Raw genomic sequence first — 18,741 nt, forward strand, 5'->3', positions numbered from 1 at the left:
AATCGCCGGATGTGGCGTAAACGCCTTATCCGGCAAAAGAGCGATTACCAGTCGATCCCTGGCTGTGCCTGAATGCCGCTATCAAAAGCATGTTTAACCGGGCGAAGCTCGCTGACCGTATCGGCAAGTTCAAGTAACAGCGCATGGCAACCGCGCCCGGTGACAATGACGCTCTGGTCGGCAGGGCGATTTTCGATGGCGTTGATAACTTCCTGCGTATCCAGATAGTGATATGCCAACATATAGGTGAGTTCGTCCAGTACGACCAGATCGTAATGCGCATCGGCTAGCATGCGCTTACTTTCCTGCCACACTGCCGTGGCCGCCTCGATATCGGCTTCGCGGTTCTGGGTTTCCCAGGTAAAACCGGTACCCATAATATGAAACTCCACGCCGAGAGGGTGCAGTGTGTTGTACTCGCCATTATCCCACTGGCCTTTGATAAACTGCGCGACGCCAACGGTTTTTCCGTGACCAACCGCGCGCGTCGCCGTGCCGAAGGCTGCGGTGGATTTCCCTTTGCCATTGCCGGTGAAGACAATCAGAATCCCTTTTTTCTCCGTTGCTGCCGCCACGCGGGTATCGACCTGCGCTTTCAGCTTTTGCTGACGCTGGCGATGTCGGTCATTGTTGGCTCGCGCTTCCATGGTCGCTCCTTAATGTCCTGCCGGGCAGGTTGCGCAGCGATGCTGCTGTTCAAACTGACTGAAGAAGTTATTGCCTTTGTCATCCACTAAGACGAAGGCTGGCATATTTTTAACTTCCATCATCCAGACCGCTTCCATGCCCAATTCGGGATACTCAAGGCAGTGCAGGCTCTTCACATATTGCTGTGCCAGCAGGGCCGCTGCGCCGCCGATGCTGCCGAGGCTAAATCCACCGTGTTTGTGGCAGGCATCAGTGACCTGCTGGCTGCGGTTACCCTTGGTGAGCATAATGAGGCTGCCGCCTTGTGCCTGGAAGGCATCAACATACCCATCCATACGCCCGCCGGTGGTCGGACCCATTGAGCCACAGGCCTGATTTTCTGGGGTTTTGGCGGGACCTGCGTAATAAACGATATGCTTTTTCATGTATTCCGGCATCGGTTCGCCGTTATCCAGGCGCGCTTTGATATTTGCGTGGGCGATATCGCGAGCGACAACAATCGGGCCGCTGAGCGACAGGCGGGTACCAATAGGCAGAGCCGACAAATCATTAAGAATCTCACGCAACGGGCGATCGAGGTTGAGCTGTACAGTCTGGGCGGTGTTTTCAACGCGGTGAGAGTCGGGAATAAACTTACCTGGGTTATGTTCGAGTTTCTCCAGCCAGATCCCGTGTTTATTAATTTTGGCCTTAATGTTGCGGTCGGCAGAGCAGGAGAGGGCCATGGCGATCGGGCAGGAGCCACCGTGGCGCGGCAAACGAATAACGCGAATGTCGTGGGCAAAGTATTTGCCACCAAACTGCGCGCCGATGCCAAATTCGCGGCTGGCATTGAGCAGTTCGGCTTCCAGTGCTGTATCGCGGAACGCCTGGCCCAGTTCATTCCCGCTGGTGGGCAGGTTATCGTAATATTTGGTCGATGCCAGCTTCGCAACTTTCAGCGCCTGGTCGGCAGATAATCCACCAACCACAAAGGCGATGTGGTACGGCGGACAAGCGGCAGTGCCCAGCGATTTCATTTTTTCGATCAGGAAAGCCGTCAATTTCTCCGGCTGCAGAATAGATTTGGTTTCCTGGAACAGCGCGGCTTTGTTCGCTGAGCCACCGCCTTTGTTGACGAACAGGAAACGGTATTCGCTACCCGGCGTCGCGCTGATGTCGATTTGTGCAGGCAGGTTGGTCTGGGTATTGACCTCGTTATACATGTCCAGCGGGGCATTTTGTGAATAACGCAGGTTACTTTCCGTAAAGGTGGTATATACACCCTTGCTTAATGCTTCGGCATCATCGCCACCGGTCCAGACCTGCTGGCCTTTGCTGGCGACAATGGTGGCGGTACCGGTGTCCTGGCAGTTGGGGAGTACGCCTTTTGCTGAGACTTCGGCATTGCGCAGCAGCTGTAACGCAACGTACTTGTCATTACTGCTGGCCTGTGGATCGTGCAAAATGCTGGCAATCTGTTTCAAATGTCCGGCGCGCAGGAAAAATGAAGCCTCATAAAATGCCTGCTGTGCTAACAAGGTTAACGCTTCCGGCGCAACCTTAATAACTTCCTCTCCGTCTAACTCTGTCACCGTAATGTGTTGATTACTGAGCAATTCATATTCGGTATTATCTTTACTCTGAACAAAGAGTTCCTGCCAGACAAATGGTTTAGACATGTTTACTTCTCACCTCTTCATTTTTGCCGGATGAGCGAAGCGCCATCCGGCATCAAGTTATTTTGCTAAAAAGACATTGGCCTGCGTCGCGTCAGCGACATATTCGATAGTTCTCTGAGCACGAACGCTGTTACCGGCTTCGTCCAACGGCGGAGAATAGACGGCAATCGCATATTTACCGGGCACTACCGCAACCATTCCGCCGCCAACGCCGCTTTTCGCCGGAATACCGACGCTGTACAGCCATTTGCCGCTGCCGTCGTACAGTCCGGCAATTGCCATTTCAGCCAGCACCTGCGGCACATAGCGTTCATTCAGCAACTGCTTACCGTTGAAGGGCGATTTGCCTTTGTTCGCGAGTACGGCACCCATTTTGGCCAGTTGCTCAACGGTGATATCCACTGAGCACTGGCGGGTATATATTTCGACCGCTTCCTCTGTGTTGCCGTAGAAACTGTTATAGGACTCCATCAGCTTCGCCAGTGCCTGGTTGTGCTGATTGGTTTCCATCTCGGATTTGAATACCGGTTCGTTGACCGTGAGTTTGGCATCCGCCCAGACATTCAGGTTGTCGAGGATTTTGTTCCAGCGATCGGTTTTGTCTTTGGCCTCAATCAGGCTGACGGTGCTCATTGCACCTGCATTCACCAGTGGGTTTTCCGGCGCGCCTTTCGTGAGTTCAACGGCTAAACCTGAATTGAATGGCATGCCGGTGGCATTGGCCCCGAGTTTATCCAGAACCACCTGAGGGCCATGCTGTTCCATGGCGAGCGCCATGGTGAAGACTTTACTCAGGGATTCCATCGGGAAGGGCTTGTTAACATCACCTACCTGGTAGATTTTTCCGTCTACAGTGGCAACGGTGATGGCAAAATTATTGGGACTGTAGCTCGCCAGGGCAGGGATATAGTCGGCGACTTTGCCATCATGGTTACTTTTGTATTTCTGATGTGCCTGCTCTATTAACTTTGCGTAGTCCGGCGTGGTTTGCGCGAATGAGGCAGAGCTAAACAAGACGCTGAAAGCAAAGAGACTCACGCCGAGAAGAGTTTTAGTCATGGTGCTTTCCTGTTGGGGTACTCATCATGGTGCCGGATGGCGGCGTACCGCCTTATCCGGCCTACGGATAGTTAAACGTTATGTAGGCCGGATAAGCGCAAGCGCCATCCGGCAATAACGAGGTATCAGGACAACGCAACCTCTGTTTCGGTAACCGGGCGGTCTTGCTCCGGTGTTTTGACTGGCGCGGTTCCGCGGCAGCCTGAACCAAAGTGTTCACCTTCCCAGCGACCTACAATGGCAGCACCCATGGCATTACTCATGACGTTAGTGGCGGAACGACCCATATCGAGGAACGGATCGACGCCCATCAGCAGGATCAGACCGGCTTCCGGAATGTTGAACTGGTTCAGCGTAGCGGCAATAACCACCATGGATGCACGTGGCACACCTGCCATCCCTTTTGAGGTCAGCATCAGGATTAGCAGCATGGTGATTTGCTCGCCCATGCTCAGCTCAATGTTGCACGCCTGGGCAATAAAGACGGTGGCAAAGGAGCAATAGGCCATGGAACCGACGAGGTTAAAGGAGTAACCGATCGGCAGAACGAAGCTGGCAATTTTTGACGAGACGCCGAATTTTTCCAGCTTATCCAGCGTGCCAGGGAAGGCCGCTTCAGAACTGGACGTGGTAAAGGCCAGCAGCGCCGGTTCGAAGATTGATTTGGTGAGACGGCTGATGCAAGGACCAACAATGAGTGTCGACAGGCCAATTAGAATTGCCCACAGCATGCCCAGTGTCAGGTAGAACTCGCCCATAAAGATACCGGCGCTAACCATTACACCCAGACCACGCTCGGCAATCAGGCCGGAAATAGCCGCGAAAACGGTCAGCGGGGCAAACAGCATGACGTAGCCTGTCAGCTTCAGCATGACGTGTACCAGCGAATCCAGAACCTTAACGATAGGCTCGGCTTTTTCACCGATGGCGGCCAGGCTGCAGCCGAGGAAAATGGAGAACACCACGATCTGCAGGATTTCGTTACGCGCCATCGCGTCAACGATACTGGTTGGTACGGCATGTGAGATAAAGACTTTCAGCGTGAACGGCTCTGACTTAACAGCGGCAACAGCGCCTGCGTCATGCGCAACAAAGTTGATGCCCGCGCCCGGCTGGAAGATATTAACGATAACCAGACCCAATGCGATCGACAGCAGTGAGGCACAAATAAACAGGAAAAAGGTTTTAGAAAATATACGACCCAGCGTTTTGGCATCGCCCATCTTGGCAATACCGACAACCAGAGTTGAAATAACCAATGGCGCAATAATCATCTTCACCATACGTAAGAATATAGTGGTGAAAATGGAAATATCCTGTGCATATGATTTTGCTGTTTCAGCCGCGGCCATATTATTAATGGCCACCCCGGCAATCATGCCGAGTATCAGGCCTAATATGATCATCTTCGTTAAACTAATTTTCTTCATGTGTACTCCATCGGATAAAGGCTGGTAATTGGAATAATGTAGGGTGGCGTGTGCCTGAACCCGGACAGCAGCTCAGACGCACGCCTGTTGTGACCAACCGCATGAATATTCGAAGCACTGTGATACAGCTGAACTCTGTGCTCCAATGGCTGTTATTGTGTTTTTTTGTTACAGATCGAATTCAATACTTAATAATGGTGCGTGTTGCTGCGCACCATAAACATCATTGTCACCGACATTGCCGGAAATAATATCGCGCGGCATGACAATTTTTACTGCGTTAGCGGGATCAAACCAGACAATATTGTGAATAAAGTCAGGTTCGACATTATATAACCCAGCAATAAGTTGCGGAGTTAATTGCTCCGAACGTTTTACTCGCTGATAGTCTTCCCGGGTTTTAAACAAAATATCTAAAACCAGTTCGTACGGTCCGGCATTTTTGGAGCGAATGACCTGCGCCAGTGAACAAATTGACTGTTTCATGCCTGAACTCCTTCTGGCGTCACCTGCTCAATGTGGAAATCAAACCGCAGTGCATCGCTGGCTTCAATCAGGTGATAGATCGAGAACTCATACACCGGCCCACTCTGAATATCAGATGGCGAGAATGGGAAAGCGAGGTTGCCCGCGGTCGCAATACGATTTTCATAGCCGTAGTGCAGTAGGGTAGAGCGCACCAGCGAGCAAACGCTGTTGGCGATATCCTGCGTTGGCGCGACGACGTCCAGTAGAATGCCCAGTTCATGACCGGCGGTTTTCATCGGTTCATGATTGCCCATCACGCCATTCTTACCGTAAAGGTGGAACGTCATGCGGATACTGTCATCATTCAGTGAGAGGTTACGTGCCACGCTGGCTTGTACTTCTTCGAGAATGGTGTCGATACCGGCAATCATTATCGGGTCGCGCGTCCCGGCGATAGTCAGACAGCGGAAGCCAACCTGACGTGCGCCTTCCAGTTTCAGTGCATACGGCGTTTCTTCATGACGCGAACCGCTGACATACACTTCACCTTCGTTAACCGCGGTGAAAGTACAGGCCTTCAGGTTCAGTACGCCGCCCGGTCCCGGCAGGAAGTACGGGTCGGACTTCTCGTACAAGGTATGCGCCGCAGCGGAGGTTTCAGTGAACTTACGCTTTGGATTGAACGCTTTCAGCGTAAAGCCGTTGTCGTCGATGATCCCCATTGCGCAATCCGAGCCGGAGCCAGGGGTTGCTGCAATGGCAGCACACTCAAGGATCTTACCGCAGTGCAGCGCCAGACCTTCATCAAAGCCTTGCATAATCGGCAGCGCCGCGAAGCAGGCTGGATCGTAAGCGCGTCCGCCCAGAACAACCTGTGCCCCCGCTTTCAGCGCACGCTGGAAAGGTTCGACACCCATCTGCGCGACGATGTAGGTGCTGTCTTCGATGGCTTCGTGCGTTAACTCAGGCACGAAATCCAGCGCGGTGATTTTGCCGTTATCCAGTGCCTGGTGAACCACGTCTTTATCAACATCAGACGGGATCAGCGCCATTGAGAAAGACAGTTTTTCTTCCTGGGCAATCTCATGGATTATCTGGCGACACCACTCCAGATGCGGAGCAGCACCGGAACCACCGGCGGTGCCGATGACCACTGGGATGTTGTTCTTAACGCCCGCCACGATCATATAGCGCAGATCGCGTTTTACCCCAGCCCGGTCAGTGAAGGGTTTACCTGCCCCCAGGTAGTGGGGGCCCGGATCGGAGGACCCTGCGTCAACAGCAATAAGATCCGGTGACTCTTCCATGGCTTTACGAAAACTCTCTTCCGGGAAGCCATAACCCAGGATAGCCGTAGGCGATAAGATCTTAAATGTGCGTGCCATCTCTTAATCCTTAGTTTGCAACAGCGCGATGGTGCGGTTCATTTCGTTAAACACGATGTTGAGACCTTCATCGAATCCCATACCCGGTTTTACCAGCATGCGCATTGGACGTGCGGCCAGTGCGACGTGGACACAGGTGCGAGCACTGATCTCGGTTTCGTTACAGGTACCGCCCTGATAGGCTTCCATGGCGTGTTTGTTGCAATACAGCACCGCATCAACGATATTGTGAATACCGCCCAGGTCCGGGGTTTTGATCTGCACCATGTGGCAGCTGCCCGCGTCGGTGAAGTCCACGATGTCCTGATAGGTGTTACACCATTCATCAGCCACGATTTTCACGCCGGAGCCCAGACGGGTCAGCTCTTTGGTGATGGCGGTCAACATGCGGATCTGATCCGGTTTGTTGCCGGCATCAACCGGACCTTCAATGTACAGCGGCAGGCCCTGCGCTTCGGCTTCCAGGCTGGCGATGTACTCGGCGCAGCGCACCGGGTCCATATCAAAAATCAGGCCGATCGTGCCGTACACATCGATATGCAGCGTCGGGTGATAACGCTCGCTGGTGCGCAGGCTTAAGATACGGTCGGACAACCAACGCACATACTCACGCAGTTTTTCGCCTTTAAAGCCCAGCTTCTCTTCCACGTTGTTGATCAGCGCATGCGGCAGGACATCCACACCTTTGAGGATCATTTTGTCGACGGCGATATAGCGGTCGTCACCACTCTGACCAAATAACGGAATGGCTTCCGGTACGCACGGCAGCTGCCACTCGTCGCATACCACTTCAGTTTTCAGACGACCGGTAGCCAGCGCCGCCGCGTCAAGCAGTGCCTGAGACAGACCGTAACGAACGGCGGTATGCAGCAGATGGCCGTCAATACGCAGTTGGTCAAAGAAACGGGCATTTGGCAGGAATGCATCAACGTCACGGCCTTCCAGCAGCGGTTTGATGTGATCGTTGAGGAACGGAATGAAGTTCTCAGCCAGGAACAGCGGATCACGGCCGCCGGCACCTGAATATTGCACTGCAGCGCAATCACCCACTGCGACCGCGCCGTTTTCCAGAACCAGCTGGACCGATACGCATTCACCTGCCTGGCGCACGGAGGTAAAGCCAGGCGTTACCGGATCGCCGGTATAGATAAAACCGTCATGACCTGCGCCGTTTTTGATGGCCTGCTGATCGTCAAAATAAAATGAGGAGTAGCCAGCGGTGAAAAGGGCCTGTTTAATTTTCATTATGGTCTTCCTATTAATTTACTGTGGGATACGGCGTTGATGTCATCAATGACCATCTGGAAAGAAGGTTTGCGACCTTCAAAATGTGCGCGCTCTGCAACGTAGTCGTGGTGCAGCGCGAGAATGTCTTTTGGCAGTGGAACCGCACCGGCTTCGAGAATACGGATAGCGCCTGTGTTATCGCGCACCGGCAGAATTTTGCCTGCGTTGCAGGCGGCTGGGGCGAAGGGGACATCCAGAACACCGGCTTCAAAAGCCAGTACCGTACCGCGTGCAATGTCGCCATTACCCATCTCGAAGACTTTTTTCAGTACTGCGCGGACTTCACTCTTAATCAGTTCGACTTCCTGTTCCACGGCAGCGCACTGCGGGAACTTCTGGTCGCTAACCATGTTAAGCATTTGGCGTGACGCTTTAAGGCCCTGAGCGTTCGCCGCGGCAGTTGGGATGCCGAAGGCTTCATGCGGGCTCTTGGTAATGACTTTTGTGGCACCGGACATGCCAGCAACCGCAGCACCCCAGGCGATAACGGAGAAGGCTTTTGCTTCATCTTCCGGGAATCCGCCCATCCACTGGTGGAATACGGTACTCAGCTCATAATCATCGAAGCCGTGGTTATGGAAGTATTCGTGGGACAGTTCACGCAGCGCCTGAATGGCGGCGATATCCTGCGTCAAACTACCGACCTGACCGTAACCGACGGTAATGGACTTCACGCCTTGTTCCAGTGCCAGCAGACCTTCGATAATCGCCACCGAGTGGGACATAAACGGCGGGATCAGGGTGCCAGTCAACGGACCAAACGGTTCACGGTTGATGCGAATACCATTTTCTTCATACAGTCCCATCAGGCGATCGCAGTACTGCCAGTCACGAATGGATTTTTCCAGGGTGACGCGTTTGGCGTAAGGGATGTTGTAGGAGATCCCGCCCCCTTCGTAGCTGGTAAAGCCACTGGCCATGGCGATTTCTGCCAGCAGACGTGCATCTGGCGTACCGTGGCGGACCTGGATTGGTTTTTCCAGCGACTCAGTCATACGGCGGCAGGCAGCAACCCCATGATTGACGACGGGTAAACCATTCAGTTTGGAGGTGCCCGCCTCGATAGATTTTTGGATCCCGACAGCCGCTTCTTCATAGCGGTTCAGACGGGTATAGGCATCGATTGTACTTGGCAGGAGGTCACATTCTTCCTGCAATGTTTTAAGCAGCTCAATGTGTTCATCCATGAGTGCGACGCCTGCACGCGGCTGGCTCAGCGTTTTACCTTCTTGATCGGCCTTCAACAGCGCGAGGGAGAAGCGTTTTGAATCTGGAATTGATTGCTGGTACTTCACGCCATCTTCGAAGTTCTCAACGTCTTTGCCGGTTTCCCAGGTTTGCAGCACCTGGTGCCTTTCGGTCATGAATTCGTCGTGGGTCAATTTTTTATTTCGAAGTTCCATTCGTAGCTGCCTTTAGTTTTGTAGGGTTAAACACTGAATGCTGGTGCGTGCAGCGGCTTGCGGGTACAGCCTGGCGACGTTTGCCAGTAGCGGGAGCAGGCCATATGAATCGCGGTAATACTCAAACTGATTCGGTAACAGAATTCTTTTACCCTGGTCGTCCAGCTCCCGGTATTTGAGCCAGTTATGGATATCGAACTGGCTGGCGCGAGAGAGCCATCCACCTGAACCGACAACTTTTCGTACGGTGGTGAGATCGCGACCCATCTGTAAATCCACGTTACCGACGCAGGTGCAAACCTGCTTCTTAGTGCCCGCGTGGCGCTCAGTGGCATAGCCCACGCACAAACCGGCTAACAGAGTGTCGAAATATTTCTCTTCCTCGTTGACCGGCAGGTAGTCCGGCTGCCCAACCAGATGGCGCAGGTAGCGATAAAACGCCTCCTCACGTTGTGGCTGTTGGGCAAAAACAACTTTCACCATATCCTGCGTGCTTTCTCCCACCACGACGGCGGAAACGCGCATGCCCAAATCACCTTCAACGGTACGTTTGACGAAAGGTTCAGGGACACCATGCAGGACAGTATCGGGGGAGAGGGTATTCGCGCTGGCTGAATAGACATCCGTGGTGGCGCCACCCATATCGATCAGCATGAATTCCTTCCATGCGCTGTCGTAATCGCTAATCGCTTTTACCAGTTCATACACCGTCCACGGCGTCGGCATGGGGTCTTCGCCAGTTTCCCCCACGATGACGTCAAGACCTTTACCTTTTACGATGCGTGACAAGAACACATCGCAAATGGCCTGGCGAGCGGCAAACGGATTCGGGTGATCGAGATCCGGCAGGATGTTGTCTACCGTGGTCAGATCTTTGTGGCCCAGAATCGTTTGTATTTCGTCCTGAATATCACGGTTTCCGGCATAGATGATGGCGCAATCAAGCTTCGAATCCGCCAGTGCACGCGCATTGGCCAGGCCATAGCTTTCTTCACCGCCATCTGTACCGCCTGTAAACAACAGGATATCTGGCGGGACGGATTCCAGCTCCTGGATGTCATGGCGGTTCAGCTTGTACGAATAATATTGCGCGATTTTCGCTCCTGCCGAGTGAGCGGTAACTTTCGCCGATTCCAGCGTAATGGAAGGCACCAGCCCCATAGCTGCAACGGCGAGTCCACCTTTGGCAGAGGAGGAGTACTTCAACTGCACTTCACCACTTTTCAGTAACGGGCGAGCATCGGCAACATTCAGCACCTGATTCAGGCTGGCAAAAAAACCGTCTGCCAGATGATGTGTGGTGGTTGGGGTCAGGACATGATTGACCAGCGTTAACTCCTCTCCTTCCTGTGCGAAGAGGGCTGCCTTGGTCCATGTCGAGCCGATATCGACAGAAACTGTTTGCATCAGATGGCCTCTTCCAGGCAACGCTGTTCGAGGCCATTGTGTTGGTGAATATCGTTAGTGATAAGCGAGCAGACATCTTCCAGGTCGTGGCTGGGGGCGAAAACGCGGTTGAAGCCCATTTCTTTAAACTTCACTTCGACATCGGCAAAATCGTGTTTGCCCACAACAAGGTTACCGCCGACATACAGCAGAATGTCGCCGAGGCCGCGTTCAATGCAGCGCTCACGCAAGCCGAGGCAGTCAATGTCGCCGTGGCCGTAGATGGAGGACACCACGATGGCATCGGCGCCTGTTTCAATTGCGGCATCAATATATTCATCCTGGCTCACCATCACCCCGAGGTTGATTACGTGAAAATCATGAGCAGTAAAAACGCGATCCAGAACTTTATTGCCTACTGCATGGCAGTCAGCACCGATGACGCCAATAACAAGTGTAGATTTCTTCATGGGTAATCCTCTGTAGGGCTGATGGTCAATAAGTAAAAAATATTTCTAATATTTAGAACATGGATTGTGACAACCTCTTAATAGGGTTGGAGTTTCTGTGGAAGCGAAAAAGGAAGCAATTGATCTATTTTCAAAATATCCTGCACAAAATGATTGTTATATTTCAGCATCATAAAAATCGATTAAAATCAGTTGGTTATAAATTGATTTCTATTGGTTATTTTATTTATTAGCAAATTTCGCAATAAACAACTTGCCATGTTTGTGATCGAAATCTTATTTTGTATTGCAGGCTTTGTTCGGGGCGTTTTTAATAATTTATAAAATGATATTCGCTAAATAACTTGTGAACGACATAACGGTTTTTTATTTATTAATCTTATATGTCGTAAATATTTTTTGTTAAATTTAAGATAAAAATGATAATGAATTGTTTGGAATATATTTATTCTTTGGCGCAGAAGCGATGTGTGGTGGGAGTGATAACTTACAGTGATGATTTAAGCGAAACGGCAGGCCTCTGCAGGGCGATCGCCAAACCTGAGGGCGTCGGTCAATGTTAGCCGCTTCGCTTCGAGTTGAGATAGTTACATTGTGGTGTTAATTATAAGTAAAATTAAAATGAATAATTTGTATTAAATAACGATTGCAGGACTTGCTAAACAAAAAACTGTGAGCTACCCAGCAATAGTGACTCTTTATCTGTCCATAATTTTGTCCCGCCGACTGGTTAAAAGATCGTGTAGATTTAAATAAATATCCTATCATTTGTAGTAACGGCAATTACTCATTGAAAAACATATCGTTAACATGGTGTTTACTAGTCGTGCTAGCGATAAACACTATTAACATTAAAATTGAAAATTGATTTAAATCAATGTTTAAAACTTGGTAAACATCACCAAATGAGGTTAAATTGCTGCAGATCAAATTGGTCTGAAAGTGATAAATTAGCTATAAATTGATCACTATCGAAAAATGCAAATTTACCTCGATAAAAACCTGTTTATTGTAAGGATTTTACGGCGTAATATAATTGCGGGATCAATTTGAGTGTTTTATTAACATGTTTGTAACTTTTCATCCTTGTCCTTTCTTCAAATGAGAAGAAAGAGCAGCGGGGGAAGGAAGCAAATAAATTTGTATTGGGGCATGCGTGTGACCCTTTCTAACGGGGTTCACTCTCGGAGTCTTCATGCGATGAGCAAGGAGTCATGATGTTAGATATAGTCGAACTGTCGCGCTTACAGTTTGCCTTGACCGCGATGTACCACTTCCTGTTTGTGCCACTGACGCTCGGTATGGCGTTCTTGTTGGCCATCATGGAAACGGTCTACGTCCTTTCCGGCAAACAGATTTATAAAGATATGACCAAGTTCTGGGGCAAGTTGTTTGGTATCAACTTCGCTCTGGGTGTGGCAACCGGTCTGACCATGGAGTTCCAGTTCGGGACTAACTGGTCTTACTATTCCCACTATGTAGGGGATATTTTCGGTGCGCCGCTGGCGATTGAAGGTTTGATGGCCTTCTTCCTCGAATCCACCTTTGTAGGTCTGTTCTTCTTCGGCTGGGACCGTTTGGGTAAAGTCCAGCATATGTGTGTCACCTGGCTGGTGGCGCTGGGTTCTAACCTGTCCGCACTGTGGATTCTGGTTGCGAACGGCTGGATGCAAAACCCAATCGCTGCGGATTTCAACTTTGAAACCATGCGTATGGAGATGCTGAGCTTCTCTGAACTGGTGCTCAACCCGGTTGCTCAGGTGAAATTTGTTCACACTGTGGCTTCTGGTTATGTTTGTGGCGCGATGTTCGTTCTGGGTATCAGCTCCTACTATATGCTGCGCGGCCGTGACTTCGCGTTTGCTAAGCGTTCTTTTGCTATCGCTGCCAGCTTTGGTATGGCTGCCATTCTGTCTGTTATCGTTCTGGGTGATGAATCTGGTTACGAAATGGGCGACGTGCAGAAAACCAAACTTGCTGCTATTGAAGCCGAGTGGGAAACCCAACCTGCACCGGCATCCTTTACGCTGTTCGGTATTCCGGACCAGGATGCGCAGGAAAACCATTTTGCGATTCAAATTCCTTATGCCCTGGGCATCATTGCTACCCGCTCCGTTGATACACCGGTCATTGGTCTGAAAGATCTGATGGTGCAGCACGAAGAGCGTATCCGTAACGGGATGAAAGCGTATCAGCTGCTGGAAGAACTGCGTGCAGGCTCTACCGATCAGGCTGTTCGCGACCAGTTCAACAGCATGAAGAAAGATCTGGGATATGGTCTGCTGCTGAAACGTTATACAGATAAAGTGACCGATGCGACTGAAGCGCAAATCCAGCAAGCCACGAAAGACTCTATCCCTCGTGTTGCACCGCTGTACTTCGCATTCCGTATTATGGTGGCGTGCGGCATCCTGATGCTGGCTATCATTGCTGTGTCCTTCTGGACCGTGATTCGTAATCGTATCGGCGAGAAAAAATGGCTGCTGCGCACTGCGCTGTATGCGATTCCGCTGCCGTGGATTGCCATTGAATCTGGCTGGTTTGTCGCAGAATATGGCCGTCAACCGTGGGCGATAGGTGAAGTGTTACCGACAGCCGTGGCGAACTCTTCGCTTACTGCGGGTGATCTCATCTTCTCGATGCTGTTGATTTGCGGCCTGTATACCCTGTTCCTGGTGGCTGAACTGTACCTGATGTTCAAGTTCGCACGCCTTGGGCCGAGTAGCCTGAAAACCGGTCGTTATCACTACGAGCAGTCTACTGTGACTACTCAGCCGGCACGCTAAGACAGGAGTCGTCAAATGATCGATTATGAAGTATTGCGTTTTATCTGGTGGCTGCTGGTTGGCATTCTGCTGATTGGTTTTGCGGTCACTGATGGCTTCGACATGGGGGTGGGCATGCTCACCCGTTTCCTCGGTCGTAATGATACCGAGCGTCGAATTATGATTAACTCCATCGCCCCGCACTGGGACGGTAATCAGGTATGGCTTATCACCGCGGGTGGCGCTCTGTTTGCCGCATGGCCGATGGTGTACGCTGCTGCGTTCTCCGGTTTCTACGTGGCGATGATCCTGGTGCTGGCGTCATTGTTCTTCCGTCCGGTCGGTTTCGATTACCGCTCGAAGATTGAAGACATGCGCTGGCGCAACATGTGGGACTGGGGCATCTTCATTGGTAGCTTCGTGCCGCCGCTGGTTATCGGCGTTGCGTTTGGCAACCTGCTGCAAGGTGTTCCGTTCCACATGGATGAGTACATGCGCCTGTACTACACCGGTAACTTCTTCCAGTTGCTGAATCCGTTTGGTCTGCTGGCAGGGATTGTGAGCGTAGGGATGATCATCACTCAGGGCGCAACCTATCTGCAGATGCGTACCGTAGGCGAACTACACCTGCGTGCACGTACCACCTCACAGGTTGCGGCGCTGGTGACTCTGGTTTGCTTCGCACTGGCCGGTGTTTGGGTTATTTACGGTATTGATGGTTATGTGGTGACTTCTGCACTGGATCACCACGCGGCCTCTAACCCGATGACCAAAGAAGTGGCACGTGAAGCGGGCGCATGGATGGTGAACTTTAACAATGCACCTGTCCTGTGGCTGGTTCCGGCACTGGGCGTGGTTCTGCCGCTGCTGACCATTCTGACTTCTCGTATGGAGAAAGGGGCCTGGGCGTTCATCTTCTCCTCACTGACGTTAGCCTGCATCATCCTGACTGCTGGTATCGCAATGTTCCCGTTTGTGATGCCGTCCAGCACGATGATGAACGCAAGTCTGACTATGTGGGATGCCACCTCCAGCCAGAGAACATTGAACCTGATGACCTGGGTTGCGGCGGTGTTTGTACCGATTATCCTGCTCTACACCAGCTGGTGTTACTGGAAAATGTTCGGTCGCATCACTAAAGAAGATATTGAAAGCAACACCCACTCTCTGTACTAAGTAAGGAGCTAAGAATGTGGTATTTCGCATGGATTTTGGGAACGCTTCTTGCCTGTGCATTTGGGATAATCACAGCACTGGCGCTTGAGCACGTTGAATCAGGCAAAGCCGGACAAGAAGAAAGTTGATGACCAACATTATCGCGATGGTATACAACGCGATGGATAAGCGCCCCTTGCGGGCGCTTTCCTTTGTGCTGGCAATCGTGTTGGCTGGCTGCATATTCTGGGACCCGTCACGTTTCGCGGCCAAAACCAGCGAGCTTGAGATCTGGCATGGCTTCCTGCTGATGTGGGCGGTCTGCACTGGCGTCATTCATGGCGTTGGATTCCGTCCTCGCGCGGTGCACTGGCAGGGCATCTTCTGCCCGCTGATCGCAGATATCGTCCTCGTCGTTGGTCTGATTTTCTTCTTCTTTTGAATAAGAAACATCCTTAAATATTTATGGGCTTGCATAAGCCCATAATTTTTTACTCTCCGTTTACTTTCCCCCATTCCAAAGCACCATTCCCGCGAGTATAGTAGCGAAGTTTGAAAGCACTACCGGGATGTACAGTGAAGACAGCGCGATATACAACGACATTCTTGATGCATCGCGGCGGCAAGAACGCAAGTCACCAGGCGTTTACAAAGATAAGCGTAAGCGACCGGTGTGAGTGGACGAAGCCAACAAAGAGGCAGTAAGAATGAATAAGTATATATTTCGATGGCCGGTTCGTGTCTATTATGAAGACACCGATGCCGGTGGGGTGGTTTACCACGCCAGCTATGTCGCTTTTTATGAGCGAGCACGCACAGAGATGCTGCGTCATCATCATTTCAGCCAGCAGGTGCTGTTGGCAGAACGTGTAGCCTTTGTGGTGCGCAAGATGACCCTGGAATATTTTGCGCCAGCCCGGCTCGACGATATGCTCGAAGTCCAAACCGAAATTACGTCAATGCGTGGCACCTCATTGGTTTTCACGCAACGCATTGTCAACGCAGAGAACGTTGTGCTGAATGAAGCCGAAGTTCTGATTGTTTGCGTTGATCCACTCAAAATGAAGCCTCGTGCGCTTCCCAAGTCTATTGTCGCGGAGTTTAAGCAGTGACTGACATGAATATCCTTGATTTGTTCCTGAAGGCAAGCCTTCTGGTTAAACTTATCATGTTGATTTTGATTGGTTTCTCAATCGCATCCTGGGCCATTATTATCCAGCGGACCCGTATTTTAAATGCTGCCACACGTGAAGCAGAAGCGTTTGAAGACAAGTTTTGGTCCGGCATCGAATTATCGCGCCTGTATCAGGAAAGTCAGGGGCGTCGTGATAACCTGGCGGGTTCTGAACAAATTTTCTACAGCGGATTCAAAGAATTTGCGCGACTGCATCGGGCCAATAGCCATGCGCCGGAAGCGGTGGTTGAGGGGGCATCCCGTGCGATGCGTATCTCCATGAACCGTGAGCTGGAAACGCTGGAAACACATATTCCGTTCCTCGGCACCGTCGGTTCCATCAGCCCGTATATCGGCCTGTTCGGTACCGTTTGGGGGATCATGCACGCGTTTATCGCGCTGGGTGCGGTAAAACAGGCAACCCTGCAAATGGTTGCACCGGGTATCGCGGAAGCGTTGATTGCAACGGCCATCGGCCTGTTTGCGGCAATCCCGGCGGTTATGGCTTATAACCGACTGAATCAGCGCGTGAACAAGCTGGAACTGAATTACGACAACTTTATGGAAGAGTTCACCGCGATTCTGCACCGCCAGGCGTTTACCGTTAGCGAGAGCAACAAGGGGTAAACCATGGCCAGAACGCGTGGACGAGGTCGTCGCGAACTTAAGTCCGAAATCAATATTGTACCGTTGCTCGACGTATTGCTGGTGCTGCTGCTGATCTTTATGGCAACCGCGCCAATCATTACACAGAGTGTGGAAGTCGACTTGCCGGATGCGACTGAGTCGCAAGCCGTCAGTAGCAACGACGAACCACCGGTCATTATTGAAGTTTCCGGTGTTGGGCAATACAGCGTGGTGGTTGAAAAAGACAGGATGGATCAGCTACCGCCAGAGCAGGTTATCGCGGAAGCGAAGAGTCGCCTGCAGGCCAACCCGAAAACGGTCTTTTTAATCGGTGGTGCGAAAGACGTGCCTTATGATGAAATAATTAAAGCGCTGAACTTGTTACACAGTGCAGGCGTGAAATCGGTTGGCTTAATGACGCAGCCAATCTGATGTCTGCGTATTGCTGGCTTGAAAGATAGCGCGTAACAGGCGAACAGTTTTTTGGGAACCGAGAGTGTCAAAGGCAACCGAACAAAACGACAAGCTCAAAAGGGCGATAATTATTTCAGCGGTGCTGCATGTCATTTTATTTGCGGCACTGATCTGGAGTTCGTTCGATGAGCACATTGATGCTTCAGCCGGCGGTGGTGGTGGCTCGTCCATCGACGCCGTTATGGTCGATCCTGGTGCTGTTGTTCAACAGTACGACAGGCAGCAGCAACAGCAGGCAAGTGCGAAACGTGCAGAAGAACAGCGTGAGAAACAGGCGCAGCAGCAGGCCGAGGAGCTTCGTGAGAAGCAGGCGGCAGAGCAAGAGCGTCTGAAACAGCTGGAGAAAGAACGTTTAGCAGCGCAGGAAAAAGTGCGCGAGCAGGCGGAACAGCAGAAACAGGCTGAAGCCGCTGCGGCGAAAGCACAGGAGCAACAAAAGCAGGCTGAAGAAGCGGCGGCGAAGGCTGCTGCAGACGCGAAAGCCAAAGCAGATGCTCAGGCGAAACAAGCGGCAGATGCCGCGAAGAAAGCCGCTGCTGATGCCCAGAAGAAAGCTGAGGCTGAAGCTGCAAAAGCGGCTGCCGATGCTAAGAAGGTTGCTGAGGCACAGGCTGCCAAGGCCGCCGCAGACGCCGCGAAGAAAGCACAGGCTGAGGCCGCTAAGCAAGCTGCAGCCGAGAAAGCTGCTGCTGAGAAAGCAGAAAAAGCCGCTGCCGCGAAAGCTGCCGCTGCTGAAAAAGCGGCGGCTGATAAGAAAGCCGCTGCAGAAAAAGCAGCAGCAGACAAAAAAGCTGCCGCCGAGAAAGCCGCTGCCGATAAGAAAGCTGCGGCAGATAAAGCAGCAGCAGCTAAAAAGGCTGCGGCCGAAAAAACCGCTGCAGCCTCTGGCGTTGACGACTTGTTGGGTGACCTGAGCTCCGGTAAGAATGCACCGAAATCGGGCGGTGGAGCGAAAGGAAACGGCCAACCGGCGAAAGATAGTGGTACAAGTGGTGCCAATAGTGGTGCTTCTGGCGCGGATATCAGTGCTTACGCATCTCAAATTCGTAATGCGATCCAGAGCCGTCTGTATGGTGCAGATTTGTATGCAGGTAAATCTTGCGTATTACATATCAAGTTAGCACCCGATGGTCTGTTACTGGATGTGACCGAAGAGGGCGGGGATCCGGCATTGTGTCAGGCTGCGCTGACGGCTGCGAAAACCGCCAGAATTCCTAAACCGCCTAGCCAGGCAGTTTATGAAAAAGTAAAAGATGCCAAACTGGACTTCAAACTGTAATAACGACCCCTGAGAAATCAGGGGAAACGGTCTAAGGTTGAGACAGAGTTCTGGTAGTTTTGTGTATTTG

General features: G+C 51.6%; 18 protein-coding genes. 8 read left to right on the top strand and 10 right to left on the bottom strand.

The annotated features are described in order from the left end of the window. Positions 1–44: 44 nt before the first annotated feature. From cobO to glmS, 10 genes are all read right to left on the bottom strand, one after another. Entirely contained in the window at positions 45–647 is a 603-nt protein-coding gene (gene cobO, locus RYZ59_RS10695; protein WP_318047803.1) for a cob(I)yrinic acid a,c-diamide adenosyltransferase, read from the bottom strand. A 9-nt stretch (positions 648–656) separates the two neighbouring features. After that, positions 657–2,309: a class I fumarate hydratase gene (locus RYZ59_RS10700; protein ID WP_137381337.1), complete on the bottom strand. Its 1,653-nt coding sequence runs from the start codon at positions 2,307–2,309 to the stop codon at positions 657–659. A 57-nt stretch (positions 2,310–2,366) separates the two neighbouring features. Continuing rightward, complete coding sequence (gene glsA / locus RYZ59_RS10705; RefSeq protein WP_137381336.1) at positions 2,367–3,368, bottom strand: glutaminase A; 1,002 nt, start codon at positions 3,366–3,368, stop codon at positions 2,367–2,369. A 125-nt stretch (positions 3,369–3,493) separates the two neighbouring features. Beyond that, positions 3,494–4,798 (bottom strand): dicarboxylate/amino acid:cation symporter, encoded by a 1,305-nt coding sequence (locus RYZ59_RS10710; RefSeq protein ID WP_137381335.1) that lies wholly within the window; start codon positions 4,796–4,798, stop codon positions 3,494–3,496. 168 nt (positions 4,799–4,966) lie between these two features. Further along, on the bottom strand, positions 4,967–5,284 hold the full coding sequence (locus RYZ59_RS10715; protein WP_005122536.1) for a DUF4387 domain-containing protein: 318 nt from the start codon (positions 5,282–5,284) through the stop codon (positions 4,967–4,969). Continuing rightward, positions 5,281–6,651, bottom strand: a complete 1,371-nt coding sequence (locus RYZ59_RS10720) for an acyclic terpene utilization AtuA family protein (protein WP_137381334.1) — start codon at positions 6,649–6,651, stop codon at positions 5,281–5,283. The genes RYZ59_RS10715 and RYZ59_RS10720 overlap by 4 nt, the downstream gene beginning before the upstream one ends. Positions 6,652–6,654: 3 nt before the next feature. Next, entirely contained in the window at positions 6,655–7,896 is a 1,242-nt protein-coding gene (locus tag RYZ59_RS10725) for a methylaspartate ammonia-lyase (RefSeq protein ID WP_137381333.1), read from the bottom strand. Then, complete coding sequence (locus tag RYZ59_RS10730) at positions 7,896–9,341, bottom strand: methylaspartate mutase subunit E (RefSeq protein ID WP_137381332.1); 1,446 nt, start codon at positions 9,339–9,341, stop codon at positions 7,896–7,898. The genes RYZ59_RS10725 and RYZ59_RS10730 overlap by 1 nt, the downstream gene beginning before the upstream one ends. A gap of 12 nt (positions 9,342–9,353) precedes the next feature. Beyond that, positions 9,354–10,748 carry a methylaspartate mutase accessory protein GlmL gene (gene glmL / locus RYZ59_RS10735; protein WP_137381331.1) on the bottom strand — a complete coding sequence of 465 codons (1,395 nt, stop codon included), beginning with the start codon at positions 10,746–10,748 and terminating at the stop codon, positions 9,354–9,356. Further along, positions 10,748–11,197, bottom strand: coding sequence for a methylaspartate mutase subunit S (glmS, locus tag RYZ59_RS10740; protein ID WP_137381330.1), 450 nt, complete (start codon positions 11,195–11,197; stop codon positions 10,748–10,750). Before glmS ends, glmL begins: the two co-directional genes overlap by 1 nt. A gap of 1,217 nt (positions 11,198–12,414) precedes the next feature. On the opposite strand from glmS, the gene cydA reads away from it, so the two are divergent. From cydA to tolA, 8 genes are all read left to right on the top strand, one after another. Continuing rightward, entirely contained in the window at positions 12,415–13,983 is a 1,569-nt protein-coding gene (cydA, locus tag RYZ59_RS10745; protein ID WP_137381347.1) for a cytochrome ubiquinol oxidase subunit I, read from the top strand. A 15-nt stretch (positions 13,984–13,998) separates the two neighbouring features. Beyond that, positions 13,999–15,138, top strand: coding sequence for a cytochrome d ubiquinol oxidase subunit II (gene cydB / locus RYZ59_RS10750; protein ID WP_318047797.1), 1,140 nt, complete (start codon positions 13,999–14,001; stop codon positions 15,136–15,138). 14 nt (positions 15,139–15,152) lie between these two features. Further along, positions 15,153–15,266: a cytochrome bd-I oxidase subunit CydX gene (cydX, locus tag RYZ59_RS10755; RefSeq protein ID WP_061381940.1), complete on the top strand. Its 114-nt coding sequence runs from the start codon at positions 15,153–15,155 to the stop codon at positions 15,264–15,266. After that, positions 15,266–15,559 carry a cyd operon protein YbgE gene (gene ybgE / locus RYZ59_RS10760; protein WP_271454195.1) on the top strand — a complete coding sequence of 98 codons (294 nt, stop codon included), beginning with the start codon at positions 15,266–15,268 and terminating at the stop codon, positions 15,557–15,559. Before cydX ends, ybgE begins: the two co-directional genes overlap by 1 nt. Positions 15,560–15,824: 265 nt before the next feature. Continuing rightward, positions 15,825–16,229: a tol-pal system-associated acyl-CoA thioesterase gene (gene ybgC / locus RYZ59_RS10765; RefSeq protein ID WP_005125439.1), complete on the top strand. Its 405-nt coding sequence runs from the start codon at positions 15,825–15,827 to the stop codon at positions 16,227–16,229. Continuing rightward, entirely contained in the window at positions 16,226–16,918 is a 693-nt protein-coding gene (gene tolQ / locus RYZ59_RS10770; RefSeq protein ID WP_166514889.1) for a Tol-Pal system protein TolQ, read from the top strand. Before ybgC ends, tolQ begins: the two co-directional genes overlap by 4 nt. Positions 16,919–16,921: 3 nt before the next feature. Beyond that, positions 16,922–17,350, top strand: a complete 429-nt coding sequence (gene tolR, locus RYZ59_RS10775) for a colicin uptake protein TolR (protein ID WP_137381327.1) — start codon at positions 16,922–16,924, stop codon at positions 17,348–17,350. A 64-nt stretch (positions 17,351–17,414) separates the two neighbouring features. Continuing rightward, the gene (gene tolA, locus RYZ59_RS10780) at positions 17,415–18,671 is read left to right on the top strand and encodes a cell envelope integrity protein TolA (protein WP_318047789.1); all 1,257 of its coding nucleotides are present in this window, start codon (positions 17,415–17,417) and stop codon (positions 18,669–18,671) included. Positions 18,672–18,741 lie beyond the last annotated feature (70 nt).

It is taken from the genome of Citrobacter sp. HN-141 (assembly GCF_033341895.1).
Taxonomy (GTDB): Bacteria; Pseudomonadota; Gammaproteobacteria; order Enterobacterales; family Enterobacteriaceae; genus Citrobacter.